General features: G+C 29.6%; 10 protein-coding genes. 6 read left to right on the plus strand and 4 right to left on the minus strand.

The genetic code is table 11. From position 1 onward, the window contains the following. The first annotated feature begins 18 nt into the window (after positions 1–18). The 3 genes from H7355_RS01165 to H7355_RS01175 all read left to right on the plus strand — a co-directional run bounded on the left by H7355_RS01165 (position 19) and on the right by H7355_RS01175 (position 2,878). A complete protein-coding gene (locus H7355_RS01165; RefSeq protein WP_186644121.1) occupies positions 19–1,590 on the plus strand; it encodes an SGNH/GDSL hydrolase family protein in 1,572 nt (523 codons plus the stop codon). A 245-nt stretch (positions 1,591–1,835) separates the two neighbouring features. Beyond that, entirely contained in the window at positions 1,836–2,483 is a 648-nt protein-coding gene (locus H7355_RS01170; protein ID WP_186644123.1) for a cytochrome b/b6 domain-containing protein, read from the plus strand. 26 nt (positions 2,484–2,509) lie between these two features. Further along, positions 2,510–2,878 carry a hypothetical protein gene (locus H7355_RS01175; RefSeq protein WP_186644125.1) on the plus strand — a complete coding sequence of 123 codons (369 nt, stop codon included), beginning with the start codon at positions 2,510–2,512 and terminating at the stop codon, positions 2,876–2,878. Between the two features lie 22 nt (positions 2,879–2,900). On the opposite strand, the gene H7355_RS01180 is transcribed toward H7355_RS01175, so the two are convergent. Next, positions 2,901–3,485 (minus strand): phosphotransferase enzyme family protein, encoded by a 585-nt coding sequence (locus tag H7355_RS01180; RefSeq protein ID WP_186645382.1) that lies wholly within the window; start codon positions 3,483–3,485, stop codon positions 2,901–2,903. A gap of 367 nt (positions 3,486–3,852) precedes the next feature. On the opposite strand from H7355_RS01180, the gene H7355_RS01185 reads away from it, so the two are divergent. Continuing rightward, positions 3,853–4,146 (plus strand): hypothetical protein, encoded by a 294-nt coding sequence (locus H7355_RS01185; RefSeq protein WP_186644127.1) that lies wholly within the window; start codon positions 3,853–3,855, stop codon positions 4,144–4,146. Positions 4,147–4,184: 38 nt separating this feature from the next. Here H7355_RS01185 and aqpZ read toward each other — a convergent pair whose 3' ends face one another. The 3 genes from aqpZ to H7355_RS01200 all read right to left on the minus strand — a co-directional run bounded on the left by aqpZ (position 4,185) and on the right by H7355_RS01200 (position 8,554). Then, positions 4,185–4,913: an aquaporin Z gene (gene aqpZ / locus H7355_RS01190; RefSeq protein ID WP_186644129.1), complete on the minus strand. Its 729-nt coding sequence runs from the start codon at positions 4,911–4,913 to the stop codon at positions 4,185–4,187. Positions 4,914–5,199: 286 nt separating this feature from the next. Continuing rightward, positions 5,200–7,395 (minus strand): catalase/peroxidase HPI, encoded by a 2,196-nt coding sequence (gene katG / locus H7355_RS01195; RefSeq protein WP_186644133.1) that lies wholly within the window; start codon positions 7,393–7,395, stop codon positions 5,200–5,202. A gap of 229 nt (positions 7,396–7,624) precedes the next feature. After that, the gene (locus H7355_RS01200) at positions 7,625–8,554 is read right to left on the minus strand and encodes a class I SAM-dependent methyltransferase (protein WP_186644134.1); all 930 of its coding nucleotides are present in this window, start codon (positions 8,552–8,554) and stop codon (positions 7,625–7,627) included. Between the two features lie 173 nt (positions 8,555–8,727). On the opposite strand from H7355_RS01200, the gene H7355_RS01205 reads away from it, so the two are divergent. Together H7355_RS01205 and H7355_RS01210 are read left to right on the plus strand one after the other, a co-directional pair. Beyond that, positions 8,728–9,882 (plus strand): 3-oxoacyl-[acyl-carrier-protein] synthase III C-terminal domain-containing protein, encoded by a 1,155-nt coding sequence (locus tag H7355_RS01205; protein WP_186644135.1) that lies wholly within the window; start codon positions 8,728–8,730, stop codon positions 9,880–9,882. A gap of 676 nt (positions 9,883–10,558) precedes the next feature. Further along, the gene (locus H7355_RS01210; RefSeq protein WP_186644141.1) at positions 10,559–23,788 is read left to right on the plus strand and encodes a non-ribosomal peptide synthetase; all 13,230 of its coding nucleotides are present in this window, start codon (positions 10,559–10,561) and stop codon (positions 23,786–23,788) included. The last annotated feature ends 83 nt before the right edge of the window (positions 23,789–23,871 follow it).

Genomic DNA, 23,871 nt, shown 5'->3' on the forward strand with positions numbered 1-23,871 from the left:
TCATTAGAGTACTTTAATATGAGAAATTTTATTATCACATTGTTTTTTTTGTGTTTATCTATCAGTGCTTTTGCAGAAGATTATTATGTTGCTTGTTATTATTATGACACGGTTACAGACGAAAATAGCTCCAATCCTTCGCTTATGGAACCGAGCAAAATTTATATCGGCGCAAGTTCCAACTATTATTGGGCACTAGATAACAAAAGTTCTGAAAAATTAACACTGCATGGCAATATTAAAGATGGATTTTTTGTAGAAAAAATATATACGCGCAATGATATTATAAAAAGTTGTGAAAGAGCAATTGAAAAAGGTGTTGTTCTCTGGCCAAGCAAAAAGAGTTATAAACTCTATGATTTCAAAGCTTCAATGTCCAATTTTCATGCCTATGAATATCCTATTCGTTTTATTAAAGATAATTTTAAAAAATCTAAAATTAAACAGATTATCGTCTTTGGAGACAGCCTTTCAGACACAGGTAATTTAAAAAGATGGACAAAAGTTATTCCCTATTATCCTTATTGGTACGGCCGATTTTCCAATGGCTTTATCTGGCCAGATTATTTTACTAATACCACCCAGATACCTATTTTTAATTTTTCCTATGGGGGGGCAAAAACTTCAGGGTCAAATGAAATACTAATCAATAATTTTAGTGATAAAGTAGATGCCAAAGTTGCAAAATTAGTTTCTGGTAATTCGAAACTTGCAATCTCAGATTATTTAAATAATTATTTAACGGTGAACTCGTATAAAAGCAAAACAAAAACAATATATAAACCAAAAGAGGCTTTATATATTGTTTGGATAGGTTCAAATGATTATGTCGCAGATTTTGAGTTTCGCAAAATTACAAATTTATTATTAAAAGATAAAGATAGCGAGAAAAAAATAAATATTATAGTGAAAAATACTGTTCGTAATATCATGACACAAATCAAAACTTTATATCTAAAAGATGCCTATTATTTTCTTGTCATGAACATACCAGATATTGGAAAATCACCCGCTGTTTTATCGGCAAAATATGTTAAATATAATGATGAAATTAAAGATAAACAAGAATTCTCAGAAAAATTCTCAGCTGTCATTCAAAAGCATAATATTGAGTTAAAAAAATCAATAGATGCATTGAACAAAAAATTACAAGGAAAGATAAAAATAATCTATTTTGACATAGCAAAAGATTTTGATTCTTATATAAATAATAAACATTTCTATGTTGATGATATTTTTGATTATGGTTATACGTTATTGAACTCCAACATTCCAGTTGCAGGAAAAAAAGATACATTTATTCAAAATTCTTGCTATACTGGAGGATATACAAAAGTTGCACTTATTACCTCATTGAGTAATGAAAGCTATTATAAATCATCGTTAGAACATGCATGTAAAAACTCTAATAAAGAAGTCGATAAAAATACAATTTTTTGGGATTCTCCCCACCCAACCAGTTTAAGTCATTGTTGGCTTAGTTACGTAATACAAAAAAAGCTTGAGGATTTAGAACTTATAAAAAAAACAAGTCTATCTATGAATGAATATAAAGAATTTTGTTTGAACAAAGACTTCGTTTTAGAATGAAATAAAGAATGATTAAGAATAAACACATATCAACATCATTCATTTTTCAGACATTGATTCTAAAAAATGAATGATTTAAGATTAATAATGAAAATAAAAACAAATTTTTACATAAAAGAGTGACAAAATTTGTTGATAATTAAAATTGCATAGTTAATGCTAAATTGGAATATAAAATTTGCAACAGGAGAGCTTGAGGTTCAGTAAAATTTCAATTTAATTTTTCTTTAAAAAGGGAAGTGCGGATGAATAATGAGAATAAAAAAGAAAGTGAATATATTTTTGTAGAAAAGTATGTCTACGATCCCTTCTTGCGAATATTACATTGGGTCAATGCTCTGTCCATATTCAGTCTAATGCTCACTATATGGTTAAAAAATTTTTTAAAGCCTTATGACAACTGGAAAGAAATTTTATATAGATATCATATCCTAATAGGCTATGTTTTAATTATTGGTGTTATTCTGAGAATCATATGGGGATTTATTGGACCAGAGCATGCTCTGTTTAAAAACATGATAAATTGGAAAGCGTATCTTAAACTTTTAAGCACTCGAAAATACGATGCTAGTGAAAATTGGGGGCATGATAAATATGCAGGTTTTTCATATATATGTCTTTTCATATTGATGCTCTATCAGGCATATTCAGGTCTTTATCTTGCGGCGCAAAAATATGAAATGAGTTTTTTTCATTATTTTGTAGAATACAGTGCAATCAAAACCCCATTTGCTAAGCTTCTTAGCAAAATTCACGAAGTTGTTTTTTATCTTACCATGGTATTTACAGCAGTGCATATTATTATGCTTCGTATTCATGAAATAAAAGCTAAGTCCCCCTTGACTCAAGCTATGTTTAATGGCATTCAATATCGCAAGAAAAAAAAGTTATAAATTTTCTTATCTGAGGTTTAGCTGTTATGAAAAGAAAATTATTTAAATATTTTGGTCTCCTTCCATTTCTTATAGGGCAAAATTCATATGCAATCAGTGCAAATGTACTTTGCATTAACATTACTGACAATAGAGATTTATATATCGCTAAAAATAATAATAAAGAAATTGAAATTGAAGGATATTATATTTTAAAAAAGAGAAGCTCAGCTCCCTTTATAAATAAAGCATTTTTTATGCAACCTGCCGAGTATTTAAAAATGAAAGAATCATGTCCCAGTGATTATTTCGTTCAGCCGCATATTTCTCCTAATAACGATTGGGCATTTTATGCAACAATTATAAATGGAGAGATTGTATATTACTCGGGTATATCTATAGCAAAAGAAAATTGAAATAACACACAAATTTCTAATACTATTCGATAAAGATAATTCTTCTAAGGGATTTAAGCCAAATGTCTTGCGTCTCACCACCTGGAATTGTCTCACTTTTCCAAATATTTTTTGTCCATAAATACATTTCCATTGCTTTCATTCTTGCAAAATAAAAAAGATTTGTATTGCTTGCACTATCAATAAGATGAACGGATTGATATCCTTCTAAAAAAAATGTCAATTCTTCAGGTATTTTTTTGTTGCATTCAAAAAGGTTTATAAAAGGTCTGACAATATCTGCCAAGAACCAATTGTAAACAGGCTCATCAAAATCTATAAAAGTTATTTTCTTTCCATCCCAAAGCACATTTGCCTCACGATGATCCCCATGGGTAAGCTTATAATTTTGCATATTCTTATACAGACTTGACAACCATGTCTTAATCTCATTAAAAATATGTCGTATTTTTTCATCTTCATTCGCTAAATATTCTTCAGTTTCTTTAAGAAGATCAAATACAGATAAATAATTACTCTTTGAGTCGGGTTTAAAAGACAGAGTTGATCTATGCAATTTTGCGAGTTCTTTTCCCCATTGGATAAGGAGATCTTTTGAAATTTCAATGCAGACTCAAGAGCAGAATAATTACGAATATTCTGATGAGTTATTCTTAGATATTCATTTGTATTATTTGCCCTAAACTTATAAATTATATTGATACCTTTAGATATTAAACACAAAGAATTTTCCTCAGCATTCCAACTTTGCGCAAGAGTATAAATGTTTTTATCTTCAATTTTAAAAAGAGTGTCATTCCAATTCATTTTTTACCTTAAAATATTTTTTTATGAGAATTTAAAAATAAGAACAAGAAATTCATTACAAAAAAGTAAGATTAGCATACTGTGAAAAAAAAAAGTCTAAAACCGTTTTTAATTTTTTAAATCTGTTACTGTTTTTTGGGCACCTCCCTAACAACGAAAGGATCGGTATGAAAAAGTTTAAAGTCGCTACTTTACTTGCATTTTTAGCTTCATCCTTCAGTTTTTCAGCAAATGCTGCCAATTGGGGTTCATTTTCAAAGTATGGATGCTATGGAACTGGCCAAGCAAAATATGCAGCAATTTTGTGGAATATTCCAAGAGGGCATGATTGGGAAACAGCATGCGCAGCTCAACCTGCATATATTAACGGTTATTATTTTCCTCACCCTAAAGCATGTCGGAATCATAGCGGTATCAATATGTGGGGAGAATGGTCAGTACCCGATCACACTTGCGAATAAAAATTTTAATCGCAAAGAAAAATTATTCTAGGAATTGCTCATTTCCCTTTGCTTGGTTTTTTAAATGGGATGTTAAATATATACATATAAGTAATTGCGCCTAGAGCCGCTCCAAGGCAAGGAGCAAGCCAGAACATCCAAAGCTGTTCAACTGCCCAACCGCCTGCAAACAAGGCGGGGCCTGTGCTCCGTGCGGGATTTACTGAAGTATTTGTCACAGGTATTGATACAAGATGAATGAGAGTCAGACATAAACCAATTGCTATGGGGGCAAAACCTGCTGGAGCTTTTGCATCGGTTGAAGAGAGAATGACAAATAAAAATACAGCAGTCATTACGATTTCTGTGATAAAACCAGATAAAAATGAAAATTTACCAGGAGAGTGATCTCCAAATCCATTGCTTGCAAAGTCTCCAATACTTATAAAGTCAGCTTTTCCACTTAAAATAATGCATAAAACTGCACTTGCAATGATCGCTCCAAAAACTTGAGCAATAAAATAATACGGAAGTTCTTTCCAATTAAATTTTCCAGCGACTGCTAAACCGAGCGTAACAGCGGGGTTGAGATGACATCCAGATATAGGTCCTATAGAGTATGCCATTGTTAAAACAGTGAGACCAAAAGCAATTGAAACACCTACAAAACCTATTCCTAAGCCCGGAAAACCTGCAGCAAGCACAGCACTTCCGCATCCACCAAAAACAAGCCAAAAAGTACCTATAAATTCTGCAAGCAATTTTTTAAAATCTAAAGAATTTGCCATTACTCAGTCTCCATCTTTTGGGGGTCTCTTCGTATAATAAGGCCTAATTTTTATAAAGAAAATTAAATTTATAAAATAAGAAAACAATATTGACTCATAATATATCAACATAAATAAAATACATATTTTTATAAAATATAAAAACAATTTTAATCATCTTTTTTTAATCATAATTAAAAAAAGATATTATTTTAATTTAGTCAATACTTGTAAATATTTAATTTAAAATAAAAGAGTTAAAAGATATTAAAATGTCTGTGGAGAAATTATTGATTTAATATTTACTCTATTTATTTTTCTTTTTCTCGATCAGATCAAATCGATCTAAGTTCATAACCTTGTGCCAAGCGGCTATAAAATCATGGATAAATATACTTTTTGCATCGGAGCTTGCATAAACCTCAGCAATTGCTCTGAGTTGAGAGTTTGAACCAAAAATAAGATCAACCGAGGTTCCCGTCCATTTCACTACGCCTTTTTTGCTGTCCCGTCCTTCATAGAGACCTGCTGTGCCGGATTTCTGCCATTTTGTTTGTATATCAAGTAAGTTAACAAAGAAATCATTGCTTAAAATTTCAGGTTTTTTTGTAAAGACACCATGTTTTGTATGAGCAAAATTAGCATTTAGAACACGCATTCCACCAATTAAAACTGTCATTTCAGGAGCTGTTAGAGTGAGAAGATTGGCCTTTTCTATCAGTAATTCCACTGCAAATTGTTCTTGCCCTTTACGGACATAATTACGGAACCCATCTGCAATGGGTTCAAGCACTGAAAAGGAATCCGCATCTGTTTGCGCTTGCAAAGCATCCATGCGTCCTGGCGAAAAAGGAACTTTAATTTTGTGGCCAGCTATCTTCGCAGAAGCTTCAATAGCAGCACAGCCTCCTAAAACAATTAAATCTGCAAGTGAGACCTTTGTTTTTCTTCCTTTAACGGTATTAAAATCCTGTTGAATTGTTTTAAGTTTGTTAAGTACTTTTGCCAATTCCAAAGGCTGATTCACTTCCCAGTCTTTTTGAGGTAAGAGACAAATACGTGCTCCATTTGCTCCTCCTCGTTTGTCACTGCCACGATAAGTTGCAGCAGATGCCCAAGCAGTGTTGACAAGTTGCGAGACACTCAAGCCACTTTTTAAAATCTTAGCTTTTAAAACTGTAATTTCCTTCTCACCAATCAGTTTATGCTTTGCTTTTGGAATAGGGTCCTGCCAAATCAGATCTTCCTTAGGCACAAGAGGTCCTAGATAACGCACTTTGGGACCCATATCTCGATGGGTTAACTTAAACCACGCGCGAGCGAAAGTGTCGGCATATGACTTCATATCTTTCATAAAACGACGTGAAATCTTTTCATAAATAGGATCCATACGCATAGCAAGATCAGCTGTTGTCATAATTGGGGCATGACGTTTAGTGGGATCGTGTGCATCTGGAACAGTTTTTCCAGCAGAAGGATCCTTTGGAATCCATTGGTGAGCTCCAGCTGGGCTTTTTGTTAATTCCCATTCGTAGCCAAACAGAGTTTCGAAATAGCTATTGTCCCATTTTATGGGAGTAGGGGTCCAAGCACCTTCGAGGCCGCTTGTTATAGTATGAATTCCTTTTCCGCTGCCAAATGAGTTTTTCCAACCTAAACCTTGTTCTTCAAGAGTGGCTCCTTCTGGTTCAGGGCCAACATATTTACTGGGATCTGCAGCACCATGGGTTTTACCAAAAGTGTGACCACCAGCAACAAGAGCAACGGTTTCTTCATCGTTCATAGCCATTCGTGCAAAAGTTTCTCTAATATCTCTAGCTGAAGCAATCGGATCGGGTTTGCCATTAGGTCCTTCAGGGTTCACATAAATAAGACCCATCTGAACTGCAGCAAGAGGATTGGCAAGTTCACGATTCCCGCTGTAACGTTCATCGCCTAACCATTTTCGTTCGGGACCCCAAAAAATATCCTGCTCAGGTACCCAAACATCTTCACGTCCACCACCAAAACCAAAAGTCTTAAATCCCATGGAGTCTAAGGCAACATTTCCAGCAAGAATCATTAAATCAGCCCATGATATTTTACGCCCATATTTCTGCTTGATAGGCCAAAGTAAACGACGCGCTTTATCTAAATTTCCATTATCTGGCCAACTGTTAAGTGGTGCAAAGCGTTGAGAGCCTGAACCAGCTCCTCCACGGCCATCTGCTACGCGATATGTTCCTGCGCTGTGCCATGCCATACGAATAAATAAGGGCCCATAATGACCATAATCTGCCGGCCACCAATCCTGTGAATCTGTCATGAGGAAGTGCAAATCTTTTATGACGGCTTTAAGATTAAGACTTTTGAACTCCTCGGCATAATTAAAACTTTTTTCCATCGGGTTAGAAAGAGAAGAATGTTGATGCAAAATATTTAAATTAATTTGATTTGGCCACCAATTTGCTATTGAATTCGTCACAGCCATTGTTGAAAGAGGACACTTTGAATGAGAAGTCAAGTTTCACTCCTTTTTATAATCGATGAAATTTCTAATAATTATATAATTCAAGAACAAACGAGTCAATTAAGCTTTTACAACAATAGTATGACATAAAGTAACTAGAGTTGCTTAAAATTTGGCAGTATTTGTTTCCTAGTTTATAAATAACATCGCTCAAGTCGACTTGAGTGATGTTACTTTTTACTTATAATTTAAAATTCTATTTTTTGCTTGTGCTGAAATTAAACTAGCTCTTTGTTGCAACGATAGTTACAAAAACTCCTAATACATCTGGTAGAATTTTGAAATTTGAAAATCCAGATTTTTCTAATATACTGCATAATTGTTTCGGTGTTCTTAAAGTATTTTCATTAAAATTTGTAAAGTGTTTGAAAAATAAAGTCTGTAATCTAATTCCTTCTGAGTTTATTTTATCCATTTTCCAAGTTGAGTCCACATTATAATCTGGGGGTGGGACAGTTGTACTTGTTATAAGCTCACCTCTCTCTTTCAACGAATTATGTATTTTTTTATACATTTCGATTTGCTTTTCATCATTATCTACATAAATATTAAGTCCGTTGCTAATAAATAAATCATATTCATTTTTATAATTAATTTCCCAAGCATCTTCTCTTGTAAATTTGCAATGGTAAGTTAATCCCTTCGTCAATGAAATAGCTCTTGCTTGTTGTAGACTAGAAGAGTCAAGATCAATTCCATGAAGCATAAAGTTTTTATAATCTTGGAAATTTAATGATAAAATATCATTCATCAAGCCACATGGTAGAGAGGCAATTTTTATATTATCCTTTAAACGTTTTTGTATTTCAGATTTGAAAATTTGATATCGACTTTGGGTAGCAATGGCGATTGGTAAATTTTCCATGAGATAATTTTCATCTTTATTTTCTGAGACATTAAAGCCTAGTCCTTTTGTCTCAGGATATGAGCACATATATTCAGTCCAAAAACCATTAAAACCACTATTTTCAATTAAAAATCTTCCCATTTCAGAGCTTTTAAATTTATCAAGAATTTTAATCAATTCATCTTGCAGGATAACATCGATATTATTATTTTTAATTTTTTTTAATAATTCCTGATATGTATTATTAAAATTATCATTTTGCACATTCTTATGAGACAATATATTATAGTGCTCATGAATATTCATAGAAATCTCCTTATATATAATAACGTTAAAAACTGCATCAATATATCTCTCTGAGTAAAATAAAACAAATTTTAAGTTAAAAATATTTTAAGCTGATTGACTTGATTTTAAATAAAAAACAAACTACTTTCTCTGAGTTCTAAAATAAGAATTAAATATAGAAGGGAGACTTAATGGAGAATAATATTCTTCTAAAAGGTTTTGTGAAAATTAGACCTGAATTCGAAATTGATCAGAATAATTATGCACAAATGAATAATACAATACAATATCAGGCGTATTTAAAAGAAAATAACGATAAAGAAAATATTGAATTCAAAAATTTAAATTTTCAAAAAATAAAACACTATATGTGTAAATCTGATCGAATAAAAAAGAGAGCTTTTTTCATTCCTGATATGCTCAATGAAGATCCTAATTTGAGAGTAATAAGTAATACAAATCGTCACCATTTTGGGGCAAATTTAAAAGAAAGAATGGAGGTATTCGAAAAAATCTCTTTAAAGTTATTCAACGAGTTTTATGTCGAAGAAAGTTATAGACCAGATATATTATGCTTTACGACTAGCTCAGGTTATATAGCTCCATCTCCTGTACAAACTTTTTTATCAAATAGGGGGTGGTTAAATACAAATGTTTTTCAAGTTTCACATACTGGTTGTTACGGAGCATTTCCATCCATTAATATAGCTGCTGGACAACTATCTTATCGCTTACTTTCTGAAGGTAAGGCATTATCTGCAGAAATTGTGCATATAGAAGCAAATTTTCTTCATTATAATCCAAGCCAAAATGATACGGCACAGCTTATAAATCACAGTTTATTTGGCGATGGTGCAATTAAATATAAAGTCGAATTTGAAAATGAACATAATTGCCAAAATGCATTAAAATTAATGTATACGTTTGATAAAATTCTTCCTAATACGACTGATATAGTAAAATTTTGGATAAATGATTTTTCATTCCATAATGTAATGTCAAAACATTTAGCTGATGTAGTTATAACAAATATCGATGATTATTTAAAAGAATTATGCAGTAAAGCTATGTTGAATTACGATGATATGAAAGAAAATGCTGTTTTTGCTCTTCATCCTGGAGGACCAAAGATTTTAGATGGCATTACTAAAAAATTAAGTTTAAAGCCTTGGCAAGTAGAAAATAGTTACTGGGTTCTTGAAAATTATGGAAATATGGCAAGCGCCACTTTACCTCATGTACTCGAGAGAATTGTCAAAGACGATAATTTAAAAGGCAAATATGTGATTGCTATTGGCATGAGCCCCGGTTTAACTTTAGGGAGCGCAGTATTTAAAAGGGTTTAATTTATTTTGGCTGTTTAAAACTCAATCTTTTTATATCGATACATAAACTATCTTTAGAAAAAAATTAATGTCATTCATTGATATCTAATTTTTTTACCAGAGAGATAAACTTAATTCATTTAATACATCCAAAAAAACCAAAAATTTTCTTATTTGAAATAATTAAAAAATATAATGTATATTTTTTAGATATGTAAAAAAATACTTGGTTTAATTCATCAGTTAAAAACAACAGAATTTTATAATTTTAAATATAAAATAATATTTATTTATTATATATAAAAACATTATGATATAAAATAAATAAATAAATTTTATACAATGATCATCATATATTTAAATTCAATATTTTTCATTCTTTTATTAATTAAGATTTATTTATTAAATAAAATAAAGCTGGTAATAATATTTTATAATTTATACTACAATATATTCATATGAGATAGTTATTGTTACTTACCAAATAATTTTGAATTAAACTTAGAAAATTAATTATTAATATAGTCTGCTTTATAAGAACAATAATTGTTCATTTTACTTGAAATTTAATTTTTTTCGCTCTATAAGGAGAAATAAATTATTATGCTTTAAAATTTTCATTTGGGAAAAAATAAGTATATAAAAAATATCAATCAAAATTTTTTTCAAGGATTCTAAACATTAGGAATTAAAAAATATGAATAATAAGATACTTCTTACTCCATTTCAAAAAACTTTTTATTTTGAATGGAAACTTGATCCAACTCGCACTGATTATCATATGGTCTTAGATCAAGTACTAGAAGGTGATTTGGATATTTTAAGGTTAAATATCGCATTAAAAAGAATAATCTCAAATTATTATATTCTCAACTCGCATATTGAAGAAGATAATGATGAATACTATTGGGTAAAAAATAATGAAATTTCAGAATTATCATATTTTAAAAATGTGATAAATTTTTCTGAAGTAAAAAAATTTATTGAAGAAGGATTTGATCTTGAAAATGGTCCTCTATATAGATATGGTTTATTTAAAGTAGATGAAAAAAAATATAGATTTATTTATATTAAGCACCATGCTTTGGTTGATGGAGCTTCTACCCAACAAATTTATTCCGAAATTTCAAATTTTTATAACTATGAAAATCATTCTATTGGGTTAAGTCTTTCTGATCAATATCAAAATATTGAAAAACTCACACACAGTTTAAGAAATGAACTTGATAAAAATAAAGATAATAATATAAATTTTTGGAAGAAAAAACTACTTGATTGTGAATCTTTAGATACATCATTTTTAAAAGATCCTAGATTAAAAAGTAATAAAAAACGTGTTAAAAAAGAAACTATACAAGAGTATTTTGGAATAAGTGAAATCAAATTTTCTTTGAACAAGGAAGTAGTTTTAAAAGTAAACAAAATTAAAAAGAAATATGCAATAACACCTTATCTCTTTTCTAAAATTATTTTTGCAATTACTCTTTTTAAATACACTAAGCAAGAAAAATTTTGCATTTCCTATCCAATTGCCATTAAGGAAGGCATTGATCTTATATTTGGCGCAAACGTAAACATAAATATTTTGCCATTTCATTTGCAAGATTATAATACAGTGGAAGATATTATTTCACAATGTAAGCTTTTTTTTAAGTCGTTAAAAGAAGATAAAATAAGGTATAGTTATTTCCCCATTTATGATATTATTAATCATACTAAAATGAATTTAAATTCAGCTACATTTTCTAGTGCAAATTTTCAGAATATTTTACTTGAACTTGATGGAATAAAATCTTCAATTAGTGAAAATTCAAATATTGCTTTGACTAATGAATTCATTTTTGAATTAGAAACAACAAGTCAAGAAATTAATTTTAGAGTAGATTATAAAAATGATATTATATCCGATGAACTTATTAAGAATTTCTCTAAAAACTATCAACATATTTATTCTGAAATAGTTGATGATCTTTTAAATGATCATAATGAAGAATTTTTACTCAAACCAATTCAAAAATATAAAGTATTTTTAGAAGAAGAATACGAAAAAATTATTAATAACTGGAATGATACAAAAGTTGATTTAGTAAATAAAAAAAATTTACCTCAACTATTTGAAGAGCAAGTAGAAAGAACACCTTTACATATTGCATTAGTTTGCGGAAATCATACATTCACATATTGTGAAATAAATAAAAAATCAAATCAATTAGCTCATTATTTAATTGAAAATTTTGAAATAAAACCAGAAACATTAATTGCTCTTGCACTAGATCGCAATGTGCATATGCTTATTGCGATCTTAGCAACTTTAAAGTCAGGAGGAGCTTACGTTCCTATTGATCCCGAGTTTCCTAAAGAAAGAGTTCAATATATAATGCAAGATACAAATGCAAAAATACTATTGACAAATAAAATCCATAAAGAAAATTTGTTAAACTATTGCATTGACAATAAAATTAGCAAAAACAATCTTTCTAACAAAAGAGATTCCTCTGTGTTAGAAATTATTTCAATAGATTCAGAAGAAATATTAGAGAATTTATGCACCCAAAAAGATTCAAATCCTTTAGTCGAAATAACAGAAAATAATTTGGCTTATATTATTTATACATCAGGAACAACAGGTAAACCAAAAGGGGTTTTAATAGAGCAAAAGGGAGTTGTAAATCTTGCAAATGAAAACTCCAAAATAGTTTCTTCATATTTTGGTAATACAAACATAAATTGCTTATGGTATGCAAACTATGTATTTGATGGACATGTCTGGGAATTATGTTCGAGTATTTTTCATGGACACAGTTTGCATCTTTTATCCGACGAAATTCGTAAAGATATTAATTTATTATCAGATTATATACTTGAACATAAAATCGATTTTGCTGTTTTACCTCCCGTTCTTTTAAACAAAGAAAATATTTTAAAGTTAAAGTTATTAGTTGTTGGAGGAGACAAGACAAATAAAGAAATTCTTGATTTCTATTTGAAAAATAATATTAAAGTAATAAATGCCTACGGCCCAACGGAAGCAACAGTCGAATCAAGTATTTATGCTTATAATAGTGCTGATGAAGCAAATATCATAGGAAAGCCTATTATAAATAGTAAAATTTATATATTAGATACAAATCTAAATCCAATGCCAATTGGCGCTATTGGAGAATTGTATATTGGAGGAGAAAATTTAGCCAGAGGTTATTTGAACAGAAAAGAATTAACATCGGAAAAATTTTTAAATAATCCATTTCAGATAAATAGCTATATAGAATCTAAAAATAACTCTTATATTTATAAAACAGGCGATCTTGCTCGCTTTTTACCAGATGGAAATATTGAATACATTGGGCGTAATGATTTTCAAGTTAAAATCCGTGGATTTCGCATTGAACTGGGTGAGGTTGAAAATGTATTACTAGGATATCAAGACATTGAACATGTAGTCGTTATTGCAAAAGATTTTGAACAAAAAAATAAAAATTCTACTCAAAATAAAACCTTAATTTGCTACTATGTTTCTCAGCACAAAATTATTGATAAAGATCTAGTTCAATATATGTCAGAAAATCTTCCTGATTATATGATTCCAAGTTTTTTTATATGCCTTCCTGAGTTACCTCTAAACGCAAACGGAAAAGTAGATACAAAAAGACTCCCAGAAGTAGAATTTAAAAGCAAAGAAAACTATGTAGCACCAAGGAACATTCTTGAAGAAAATATATGTTCCATTTGGGAGGAAATCTTAGGAGTAGAAAAGAATACTATTGGAATTCATGATGATTTCTTTAAGCTTGGTGGGGATAGTATCATTAGTATCCAAATTGTGGCTAGATTACGCCATAGACACGGAATTATTCTAAGTGTAAAAGATATTTTTAAATATAAGAGAATTGAAAAAATAGCACAGTTTTTATCAAATGAATCTTTAAATAATAAAGAGAAATTTGCTTTTAAGAGTGAACAAGGACAAATAGTTGGAGAGTCGTTGTTATTACCAATACAAAAATGGTTCTTTGAAAATAAATTTCCAAAAAGCAATCATTGGAATCAATCATTTTTAATAAAAACGCCGAAGTTAGATTTTGCTAAATTACAGAAGTCTATTGAAAAGTTAATTGAGCAACATGATTCTTTCCGATTCGTTTATACTAAAAAAAATGAGTATTGGTGTCAAAGTTATTCAAATGAGTTTCCAATCAACAGTATAAATTATTTAGATGTAAATACATTGTGTGAAGAAGAAAGTAGTAGTAATTTTTTAAATAAAATAAACGATATTTTTACAAGCTGGCAAAGCCAATTTTCACTTGAGAAATCTCCTCTTTACTCTTTTGGATATGTAGAAGGATTTAAAAACGGCAGTGCAAGAATATTTGTTGCGCTCCATCACTTACTCGTCGATGTCGTAAGTTGGCGTATTATTACAGAAGATCTTCAATCATTGTATGAAGGTAAAAGCTTACATAAAAAAGGCACTAGCTATAGGCAATGGGTAGATGTCATTCAAGATTATCATCTTTCACATAAAGATGAGAAAATATATTGGGATAAAGTTCATGCAGATATCAAAGAGATATCTTCATCGCAAAATGAAAGCCTATCTAAATTTCTTGCCTCAAATAAAGAAAGGAATCGGGTAGAATTTAAATTATCAAAATATATGACCAAACTATTGTTAAATGAATGTCACAGTGCATATAACACACAAGTAAATGATATTTTAGTTGCAAGTTTTTTTGATGCGCTTACAAAATTAACAGGCAACACCACTCATTGCATTGCTCTAGAGGCGCATGGTCGAGAGGAAATCGATCAAAATATTGATATTACAAAAACTGTCGGCTGGTTTACATGTATGTACCCAGTCCATCTTGAGAAAAAAAATAATTTTGCTCAACAAATTGTTGCAACTAAAGAAAAACTTAGAAATATTCCAAATAATGGAATAGGATATGGTTCTTTTTATGGCTACAATAGTGATACTATACCGCTCATATGCTTTAATTATTTAGGTAAATTAGATAATATAAGTGAAAAATCCGTATGGCAAATTGCACCCGAAGAGAGTGGAACAGCAGTTCATCCATCGAATTTAAATAGCAATTTTATAAGCGCAAATGGAGGAATTTTAGGGGAAAATCTTTTCTTTATTTTAGAGACTCAGTTTAACAAAAATGCAGCAGAAAATTTCTCTCACTTTTTTAAAGAATCTCTTGAAGAACATATTCATTTTATTAAAAGTTTAAATAGAAATTTTTTAACAAGTAGTGACATTAATCATGTGCTTAGCCAAGAGTATTTGGATTTTTTGCAAAAAGATAAAGAAATTGAAAATGTTTATTTAGCGAATAGTCTGCAACAGGGATTTGTATATCATTCTTTAAAACAAGGTGAAAAAGATGAAGCTTACATAGAACAAATAGTATGGCAATATGAAAATGAGATAGATGTTGAAAAATTAAAAACAGCATGGGAATATGCTATCCACAAGTATGAAAATCTTCGTTTACGCTTTGCATGGGAAGAAGAAATTGTTCAAATTATTGATAAAAAATCAAAACTTCAATGGAGCTTTATTGATTTAAGTCAGAATAAAAGTGAAAAAAATAATTTTTTAAATGAGCTACAAAAAAAAGATAGAACTCATAAATTTAATTTAGGTGATGGTAATTTAAGTCGAGTCTATTTGCTAAAATTTGAAGAAAATAACTATACTTGCGTATTTAGCAATCATCACGCTATCCTCGATGGCTGGAGTAATTCTATTTTACTCAACTATGTTCATACCGTGTATTTAAATTTAATAGATAATAAGCCTATTGATACGACACCTGATACCTCGTATAGTGAGACACAAAAATATCTTAGTACACATAAAAATGAAAATATGACCTATTGGAAAAATTATGTTTCTCAAATAGAGGATAACTTAGATTTAAGCAATTTGTTATCTGATAATGCAAAAGCCCAAAATTTTTCTTGCACTGAATATAACTTTATTCAACTTCCGATGGAAAGTTCCTTTTCCATTGAAGGCGAAATGTATCTTTCCTTAAAGCAAATATGTCAAAATCATTCAGTTAATTTAAATGCCTTACTGCAATTTGCTTGGCATAAGGTGCTCAGTATTTATTCCAACAGCTCTCAAACTACAGTTGGAACAACAGTATCAGGGAGAAACCTGCCTGTTGATGGAATCGAAAACTCGGTCGGTCTTTTTATTAATACATTACCTCTTATTGTCCAACACGATACTAATAATAATAAAAAAGTAATAGATTGTATTAAAGAAATTCAAGAGCAAATTAATGAGATAAATACGAGAAGTAACATTAATCTTACTGACATCCAAAAAAATGGGAAAAGACTTTTCGAAAGCATTTTTGTTTTTGAAAATTATCCAAATATGATTCCTAAGGAGTTTGAGAATAGAATTAGGATTCAAGTAAGAATGCAAGATATTTTTGAAAAACTTGATTATCCTTTGAGCGTAATTGCATATGAGCGAGGTTTATCACTTTGCTTTAAGGTTAAATATGCAGGTGAATTATTTAGTGCATCAATTATAGAAAACTTATTATCTGTAGTGAAAGAAATATTAGTTCAGATTTCTAATACTCCAAATATTGAAATAAAATCTCTTTGCTATTTAAATAGTGATCAGTATAAGAAAATAATAGATACTTGGAATTGTAACTTAAATTATATTTCAAATAACAAAACAATTATTCAAATATTTGAAGAAAAATCTTCTGAATTTAAAGAAAATATAGCACTAGTTTATAAAGATAAAAAAATAAATTATAAAACTCTTAATGAGAAGGCAAATCAATTAGCTCATTTTTTAAAAATGAACCATGAAATAAATGAGAGCCCTTTCATTGCTTTTTGTCTAAATCGCAGTGAACAAATGATAATTGCTATTTTAGCTATTTTAAAACTTGGTAAAGCCTATATCCCAATTGAACCAAATCTTCCAATCGATCGCATTCAATATATTTTAAAGGATGCTAAGCCCAGTGTTGTGCTTTTAGATGAAGAAAATAATACCCGTATCGAAAGTATTTATCCGACAAAAACGATCCCTATAAATTCAAAAAATATAGTTTCACAAGTTTTAAAACAAGAAAAAGGCAATTTATCTGAAAATTTATGCAGAAATAATTTGGCTTATGTTATTTATACTTCCGGCACCACAGGGATGCCAAAGGGAGTAATGATGGGTCACGAGAGTTGTGTAATTCGTATTTTATATATGATAAAACAAAATGAAATGACTCAATATGACTCATTTCTATTTAAAACTAATATTATTTTTGATGTTTCATTTTCAGATATTTTTTGTACTTTAATATCTGGTGCAAAACTCTTTATTACTGAAAATGTTTTCAATATAAATGAGCTAGAAAAATCTATTAAAGAAAATAATATAAGCATTTGTCACTTCGTTCCATCACAGTTTAAAATATTTTCTGAGGAAGTAAATTTAAATGAATTAAAGTCTTTAAATAAAATAATGTTCAGCGGAGAATCTCTTGAACCTAAATTAATAAACCAATTTCTGAAAAATGATAAAATATTTTTAAATTACTATGGTCCAACCGAAACAGGTGAAGTGACACTTAAAAAATATTCAATAAATAATTCTAAGTTAATGCTTAATTCAAGTAGATCATTCATTGGTAAAGCATTTGAACAATCTAAAATGTATGTTTTAGATAAAAATTTAAAAGCAATGCCTATTCAAGCTGTAGGAGAACTTCATGTCGGTGGGATAAGCATCGCTCAAGGTTATTTGAATAGACAACAATTGAATATAGAAAAATTTATAGATAATCCTTTCCAAAGTGAAGAGGATAAAAAAATTAATAACATTGAGAAAATTTATAAGACAGGTGACTTAGTTCGTTGGCTAGAAAATGGTGAGCTAGAATATATGGGGCGCAATGACAATCAAGTCAAAATTCGAGGCTACCGTATAGAACTTGGCGAGATTGAAAATACTCTTGTTGGATTTCAAGGCATCAAGCAGACCGTAGCTATAGCAAAGGAATTTAGAAATACAGATAATTCATCTAATCAAAACAAAATTATCGTATGTTACTATCTTTCAAAAAATAAGCTTAATGAAGAAGAAATTATTCATTATCTATCTTCAAAGCTTCCTGATTACATGATACCAAGCTCTTTTATTCATTTGGAAGACCTGCCACTGACTGTTAATGGCAAACTTAATCACAAAGCCCTGCCTGAACCTGAATTTCAAGAGAAAAATAATTATATAGCTCCACGAAATGAATTTGAAAAAAATATTTGCTCTATCTGGGAAAATATTTTGTCGCTGAAAGAGGGAACAGTTGGAATTCAAAATGATTTTTTTAGTTTGGGTGGCAATAGCATTTCTGCAATTAAACTTGTGAATCAAATGAACAAAAAACTAGATATTAATATCTCTTTACAAGATGTACTAGAATTTAAAAATATTAATAATATATTAAAAAATTCAGGATACAATAAAGCAAAAAAGGTTGAGATAAAAAAACAAAATAATGTTAATATTGAAGAGCAACGTCTTTCATTTGCTCAAGAACGTCTGTGGTTTATTGAAAAATTAAGCGAAGGCATGAATAGCTATAATGTTCCAATGCTGTACCAACTTAACTCTAATATAAATTTAGATTCGTTAAGTCGTTCTTTACAAGAAGTTATTTCAAGGCACGAAATTTTAAGAACAGTGATTAAAGAGACTTCTCAAGGCATAGCTTATCAATATCCCCTGACAGAAGGTGAGTATTTATTTCAAATCTATAAATTTGAATGTAAATCAAAAGAAGAATTTAAAAGTATCTTAAAAAAAGAGATGAATCATATTTATGATCTAAGCCAAGAAATTCCAATTCGAATTTTCTTATATACAATAACCGATAATAGTGGTAGCCAAGATCACTATTTAAATATTATTATTCATCATATTGCATTTGATGGATGGTCTGTTGAAATCTTTCTAAGGGAACTTACAACTTTATACCAGTACTATGAAAACAAAATAGATATTCAAAATTTAAAAGAGAAAATACCACAGCTAAGTATTCAATATAAGGATTTTTCATATTGGCAGAAAGATTATCTTAAAAACAATATTCTAAAAATGCAGCTTGAATATTGGAAAAATAAATTCATAGGTTATGAAACTTTGGATCTTCATACCGATAAACAAAGACCACTCCAAGTGAGTTATGAAGGTAAAAATGTTTATTTTGAAATTGACCATGCTTTATCAAATGAATTAAAAACTCTTGCAAAAAAACTAGATGTATCTCTTTATAGTCTTTTCCTTTCAGCCTATTATTTAATGCTAAGTTGTTTTAGCGGACAAAAGGATATTATCGTAGGCTCGCCTATTTCAAATCGCCATTACGATCAGATATCAGATTTAATAGGGTTCTTTGTCAATACCATTGCTTTACGTGTAGTCATTGAGCCAGAAATAAGCCTGATAGATTTTATTAGAAGAATAGGAAATGAAGTTGTTGAAGCACAAAGAAATCAGGATTTGCCATTTGAAAAACTAGTCGAAGAAATTTTACCAACACGAGATCAAAGTAAGCATCCTTTATTCCAAGTGTTATTTAGTATGCAGACTTTAAATGCAAAACAAGTTAAAAAATTTGAATCTGATTTATTTTGTAATAAACAAGAATGTAACCATATATTAAATAGTTTATACAGTCCTGCAAAATTTGATCTGAGTCTCTTTATTGATGATAATATAGATAGTTTTTTAGTATGTTTTAACTATTCCACAAAGCTATTTCATGAAGAAACAATAAATAATTACTTGGCAGTATATAATAAAATATTACAAGAATTCTGTTTATTAAATAACAATAATTTGAATAAAGAATTTTGTTTAAATCAAATAAATTATTTGCCCAATGAACATTTTGAAAAAATATCCTCTGCTTGGAAAACACCCGCTGTATTTTATCAAAAAAACAAAACGATTTCTCAAATATTTGAAGAACAAGTGGAAAGAACACCTTTTCATATTGCTCTTGTAAGTGACAAAAATAAACTTACATATAGAGAGCTAAACCAAAGAGCTAATCAGTTAGCAAATTATTTAAGAGAAAACTTTATAATACAAGCTGATACATTTGTTGCTCTTTGTTTAGGACGAAATGAACATATGTTAATCGGCATTCTAGCTGTTTTAAAAGCAGGGGGAGCCTATGTTCCAATTGATCCTGAATTTCCGAAGGAAAGAATAGAATATATTCTTCAAGACACAAAAGCAAAAGTGCTACTCGCAAATGATATATATAAAAATATGCTGATAAATGACAAAATAAGCTTGAATAATGAGATTAATAGTTCTTTGCATGATTTAAAAATTGTTTTTGTAGATTCTAAGAAAACGGAACAAGACATATTTTTACAAAAGAATGATAATTTTAACTCACAAGCAACAAGTCATGATCTTGCCTATATTATTTACACATCAGGAACAACAGGCAAGCCAAAAGGCGTTTTGGTTGAACACAATAGTGTTGTGAATCTTATAGAAAGCCAAAGAAAATTTATTTCTCACGAATTTGGTAATAGATTGATTAATTGTTTGTCATTTGCAAACTATGTCTTTGATGCCCATGTATGGGAATTAAGTGCAAGTATTTTTCATGGGCATTGTTTGTTTATTTCAAATAATGATACTCGTAAAGATATTTATTTATTATCAAATTATATCACTACTAATGAGATTCAAGTTGCAATGCTCCCTCCTTCTCTTTTAGATAAAGATAATTTGTTAGACTTAGAGTTGCTTCTCGTTGCTGGTGATAAAACAAATAAACAGATATTAAATGCTTACTTAAATAAAAACGTAAAAGTGGTGAATGCCTATGGACCAACAGAAACGACAGTAATTTGTTATACACACAAATACGAAAACTCTAATGAAGTAAATTGGGTTGGAACCCTTGTAGCAAATGACAGAGGGTACGTTTTAGATTCAAATTTAAATGTTTTGCCTATTGGAGCAGTTGGAGAACTTTATGTTGGTGGTGTAGGCGTCAGTCGTGGTTATTTAAATAGAGACGATTTAACTTTAGATAGATTTCTTAGCAATCCCTTTCAAACAAAAGAAGAAGAACTCGAAAGGTGTAATGCTCGCATATACAAAACAGGAGATTTAGTAAGATTATTACCCAATGGTGCTCTAGAATATTTAGGTCGTAATGACTCCCAAGTTAAAATTCGTGGTTTTCGAATTGAACTTGGAGAAATAGAAAGTGCTCTTTTGGGGATTCCAAATATCAAACAAGCTGTTGCTATAGCAAAAGAATTTGAACATAAGGGAAATTCTTTTAGTCACAATAAAACAATAGTTTGTTACTATGTTTCAGAAAATAAAATTTCTGAAGAAGAAATTAAGCATCACTTATCTGAAAAACTTCCAGAATATATGGTGCCAAGTTATTTTGTCCAACTTAGTGAATTACCTTTAAATGTAAACGGAAAACTCGATAAAAAGACTCTTCCTGATCCTGAATTCCAGAGAAATGAAAAATATCTTGAGCCAAGAAATGAACTGGAAAAAGGTATTTGTGCTATTTGGGAAGAAATTTTAGGTTTACCGACAAATTCTGTTGGTATTCAAGATAATTTCTTTAGTTTAGGTGGCGATAGTATTATGAGCATACAAGTTGTTGTTAATATGCGCAATAAAATGGGTGTCGATATTAGTGTAAAAGATATTTTTAAATGTAAAAATGTTTCTAAAATAGCAAATTTTATAGAAAGTAGTTCTAAAAATGGATTGCATACTAAAAAAAGTGAACAGGGAAAACTTTCTGGTTCTTTTCCTTTAATGCCAATTCAAAAGTGGTTCTTTTCTAATGACTTTATAAAGCCTGAGCATTGGAATCATTCATTTTTAATAAAAACTCCGGAAATTAATTTTGAAAAATTGAAGAAATCAATCCATAAACTGGTTGATCACCACGATGCTTTCAGGCTCCGTTACAAAAAATGCGAAAAAGAGTGGACTCAATATTATGATATCAATGCACCGTTAGTAGACATTAAATTCTTAGATATAAAAATAATTCAAGAGAAAGAAGGAAGCAAGGAATTTATTTCTAAATTGGATGATATTTTTACAAGTTGGCAAAATAATTTTTGTCTTGAAAAAGGCCCTCTTTATTCTTTTGCTTATATAAATGGTTTCGATGATAAAAGCGCAAGAATATTTGTTGCACTTCATCATTTGCTCGTAGATTCTGTAAGTTGGCGCATTATAACTGAAGATTTACAGTCATTGTATGAAGATAAAAATTTAGGAAAAAAAGGAACAAGTTACCGCCAATGGTATCAAAATATAGAAGGATATGCGGCATCACATCTCAGTGAACGAAATTATTGGGACGAAGTCCTGTCTAATTTTAAAGATATGTCTTTGACATTAGAAAAAAATATTAAAAACTTATTGTCACCAGAGGGAATCAAAAATAAAAAGGAAATAAATTTAAATCAAGAGCTAACACAAAAGTTGCTCACCGATTGTCATAAAATTTATAAAACTCAAATAAATGATATTTTACTATCTAGTTTCATCGGTGCCCTGAAAAAATTAACGGGTATCTCCACACATCACATTTTGCTTGAAGGACATGGTAGGGAAGAATTCGACAGTAGTTATGATGTAACAAAAACTGTTGGCTGGTTTACAACTATGTATCCAGCATGTTTTGAAGCAAATGAAGATCTTGGTAAACAAATTAACAATATAAAAGTAAATCTAAGAAAAATTCCGAATAAAGGAATTGGCTTTGGAGCATTGTATAATTATGATCCAAATAAATTGCCAAACATTAGCTTTAACTACCTTGGACAATTTAATAGCTCTCATTTAAAGCAGAAAAGTCAAAGCAATTGGCAAATCGTAAATGAATCAAGTGGTATTTCTATGTATTCACTTGATTTAAAAAATAACTATATAACAGCTAATGGCGGTATAATAGATGGTTGCCTTTCTTTTTTAATAGAAACACGTTTTAGTAAAGAATTTACAGAGAATTTGGCTTACTACTTTCAGGAGTCTTTGCAAGAAAGCATATCGCATTGCATTAATTTATCTCATTTAAATAATGTAGATACAAAATTGATGGATTATGATTATATAGAAAATGATAGTTATCAAGCTATAATTCAACTAAATAAATCCATACATAAACCTGAACTTTTTATGGTGCATCCTGCCAGAGCTGGTTGTGAAGTGTATGCTGAATTAGCAAGGACTATGAGTAATGATTTTCATTGTTACGGGGTTGATTATTTCAATATTCACCATGAAAATAAAATTGAAGATCTATATGTATTAGCCGAATATTATCTTAGTAAGATACAAAAAGTAATGGAAAAAAGTAAACAGAAAACATATCATTTATTCGGTTGGTCACTAGGTGGATATATTTCTCTCGAAATTGCAAGTATTTTAGAAAAAAGAGGAGAAAAAAATATATATGTTTATTTACTAGATTCATTTTGTTATGATAAATATATTATCGATAATAAACTTAGTTTAGATGTATTTATGGAATACGCAGAGCATGAATTTATAAAGAAAGACTTTGATAAAGTAGTTGAGAATTATGATATAGAAAATAAATTCTTAGATCAAAAAATAAGCTCAACTTTAAAATTTTCAAAAGTTCTCTTATTTAAAGCGATGAAAAATAAAGGAAATTCTGGAAATAGAAAATTAGATTTGTATTTAGAGTATTTATTAAATTTAAAAGAAAATAATATACCAAGCATTCTATCGAGTAGAAATCAATTTAAAATTGTTCATGCAAATTCAGCAACACATTTGTCAATTATACAAGAAGAAACATTTATTATTGATGAAATAAATAAATTCAATAGATAGTTAATTATTCAAAGAGAATATTTAACTATTTTTTAGACCTTTTAAAAAGATGTGGTGGGCACTCTTTCCATGCATCCTACTCT

Source organism: Fluviispira vulneris (genome assembly GCF_014281055.1).
Lineage (GTDB): Bacteria > Bdellovibrionota_B > Oligoflexia > Silvanigrellales > Silvanigrellaceae > Silvanigrella > Silvanigrella vulneris.

Excerpts from the sequence above, each read along its gene's own strand:
- H7355_RS01165 (WP_186644121.1), top strand. The coding sequence starts at position 19 with ATGAGAAATTTTATTATCACATTGTTTTTTTTGTGTTTATCTATCAGT.
- H7355_RS01170 (WP_186644123.1), top strand. The coding sequence starts at position 1,836 with ATGAATAATGAGAATAAAAAAGAAAGTGAATATATTTTTGTAGAAAAG.
- H7355_RS01175 (WP_186644125.1), top strand. The coding sequence starts at position 2,510 with ATGAAAAGAAAATTATTTAAATATTTTGGTCTCCTTCCATTTCTTATA.
- H7355_RS01185 (WP_186644127.1), top strand. The coding sequence starts at position 3,853 with ATGAAAAAGTTTAAAGTCGCTACTTTACTTGCATTTTTAGCTTCATCC.
- aqpZ (WP_186644129.1), bottom strand. The coding sequence starts at position 4,913 with ATGGCAAATTCTTTAGATTTTAAAAAATTGCTTGCAGAATTTATAGGT.
- H7355_RS01200 (WP_186644134.1), bottom strand. The coding sequence starts at position 8,554 with ATGAATATTCATGAGCACTATAATATATTGTCTCATAAGAATGTGCAA.
- H7355_RS01205 (WP_186644135.1), top strand. The coding sequence starts at position 8,728 with ATGGAGAATAATATTCTTCTAAAAGGTTTTGTGAAAATTAGACCTGAA.
- H7355_RS01210 (WP_186644141.1), top strand. The coding sequence starts at position 10,559 with ATGAATAATAAGATACTTCTTACTCCATTTCAAAAAACTTTTTATTTT.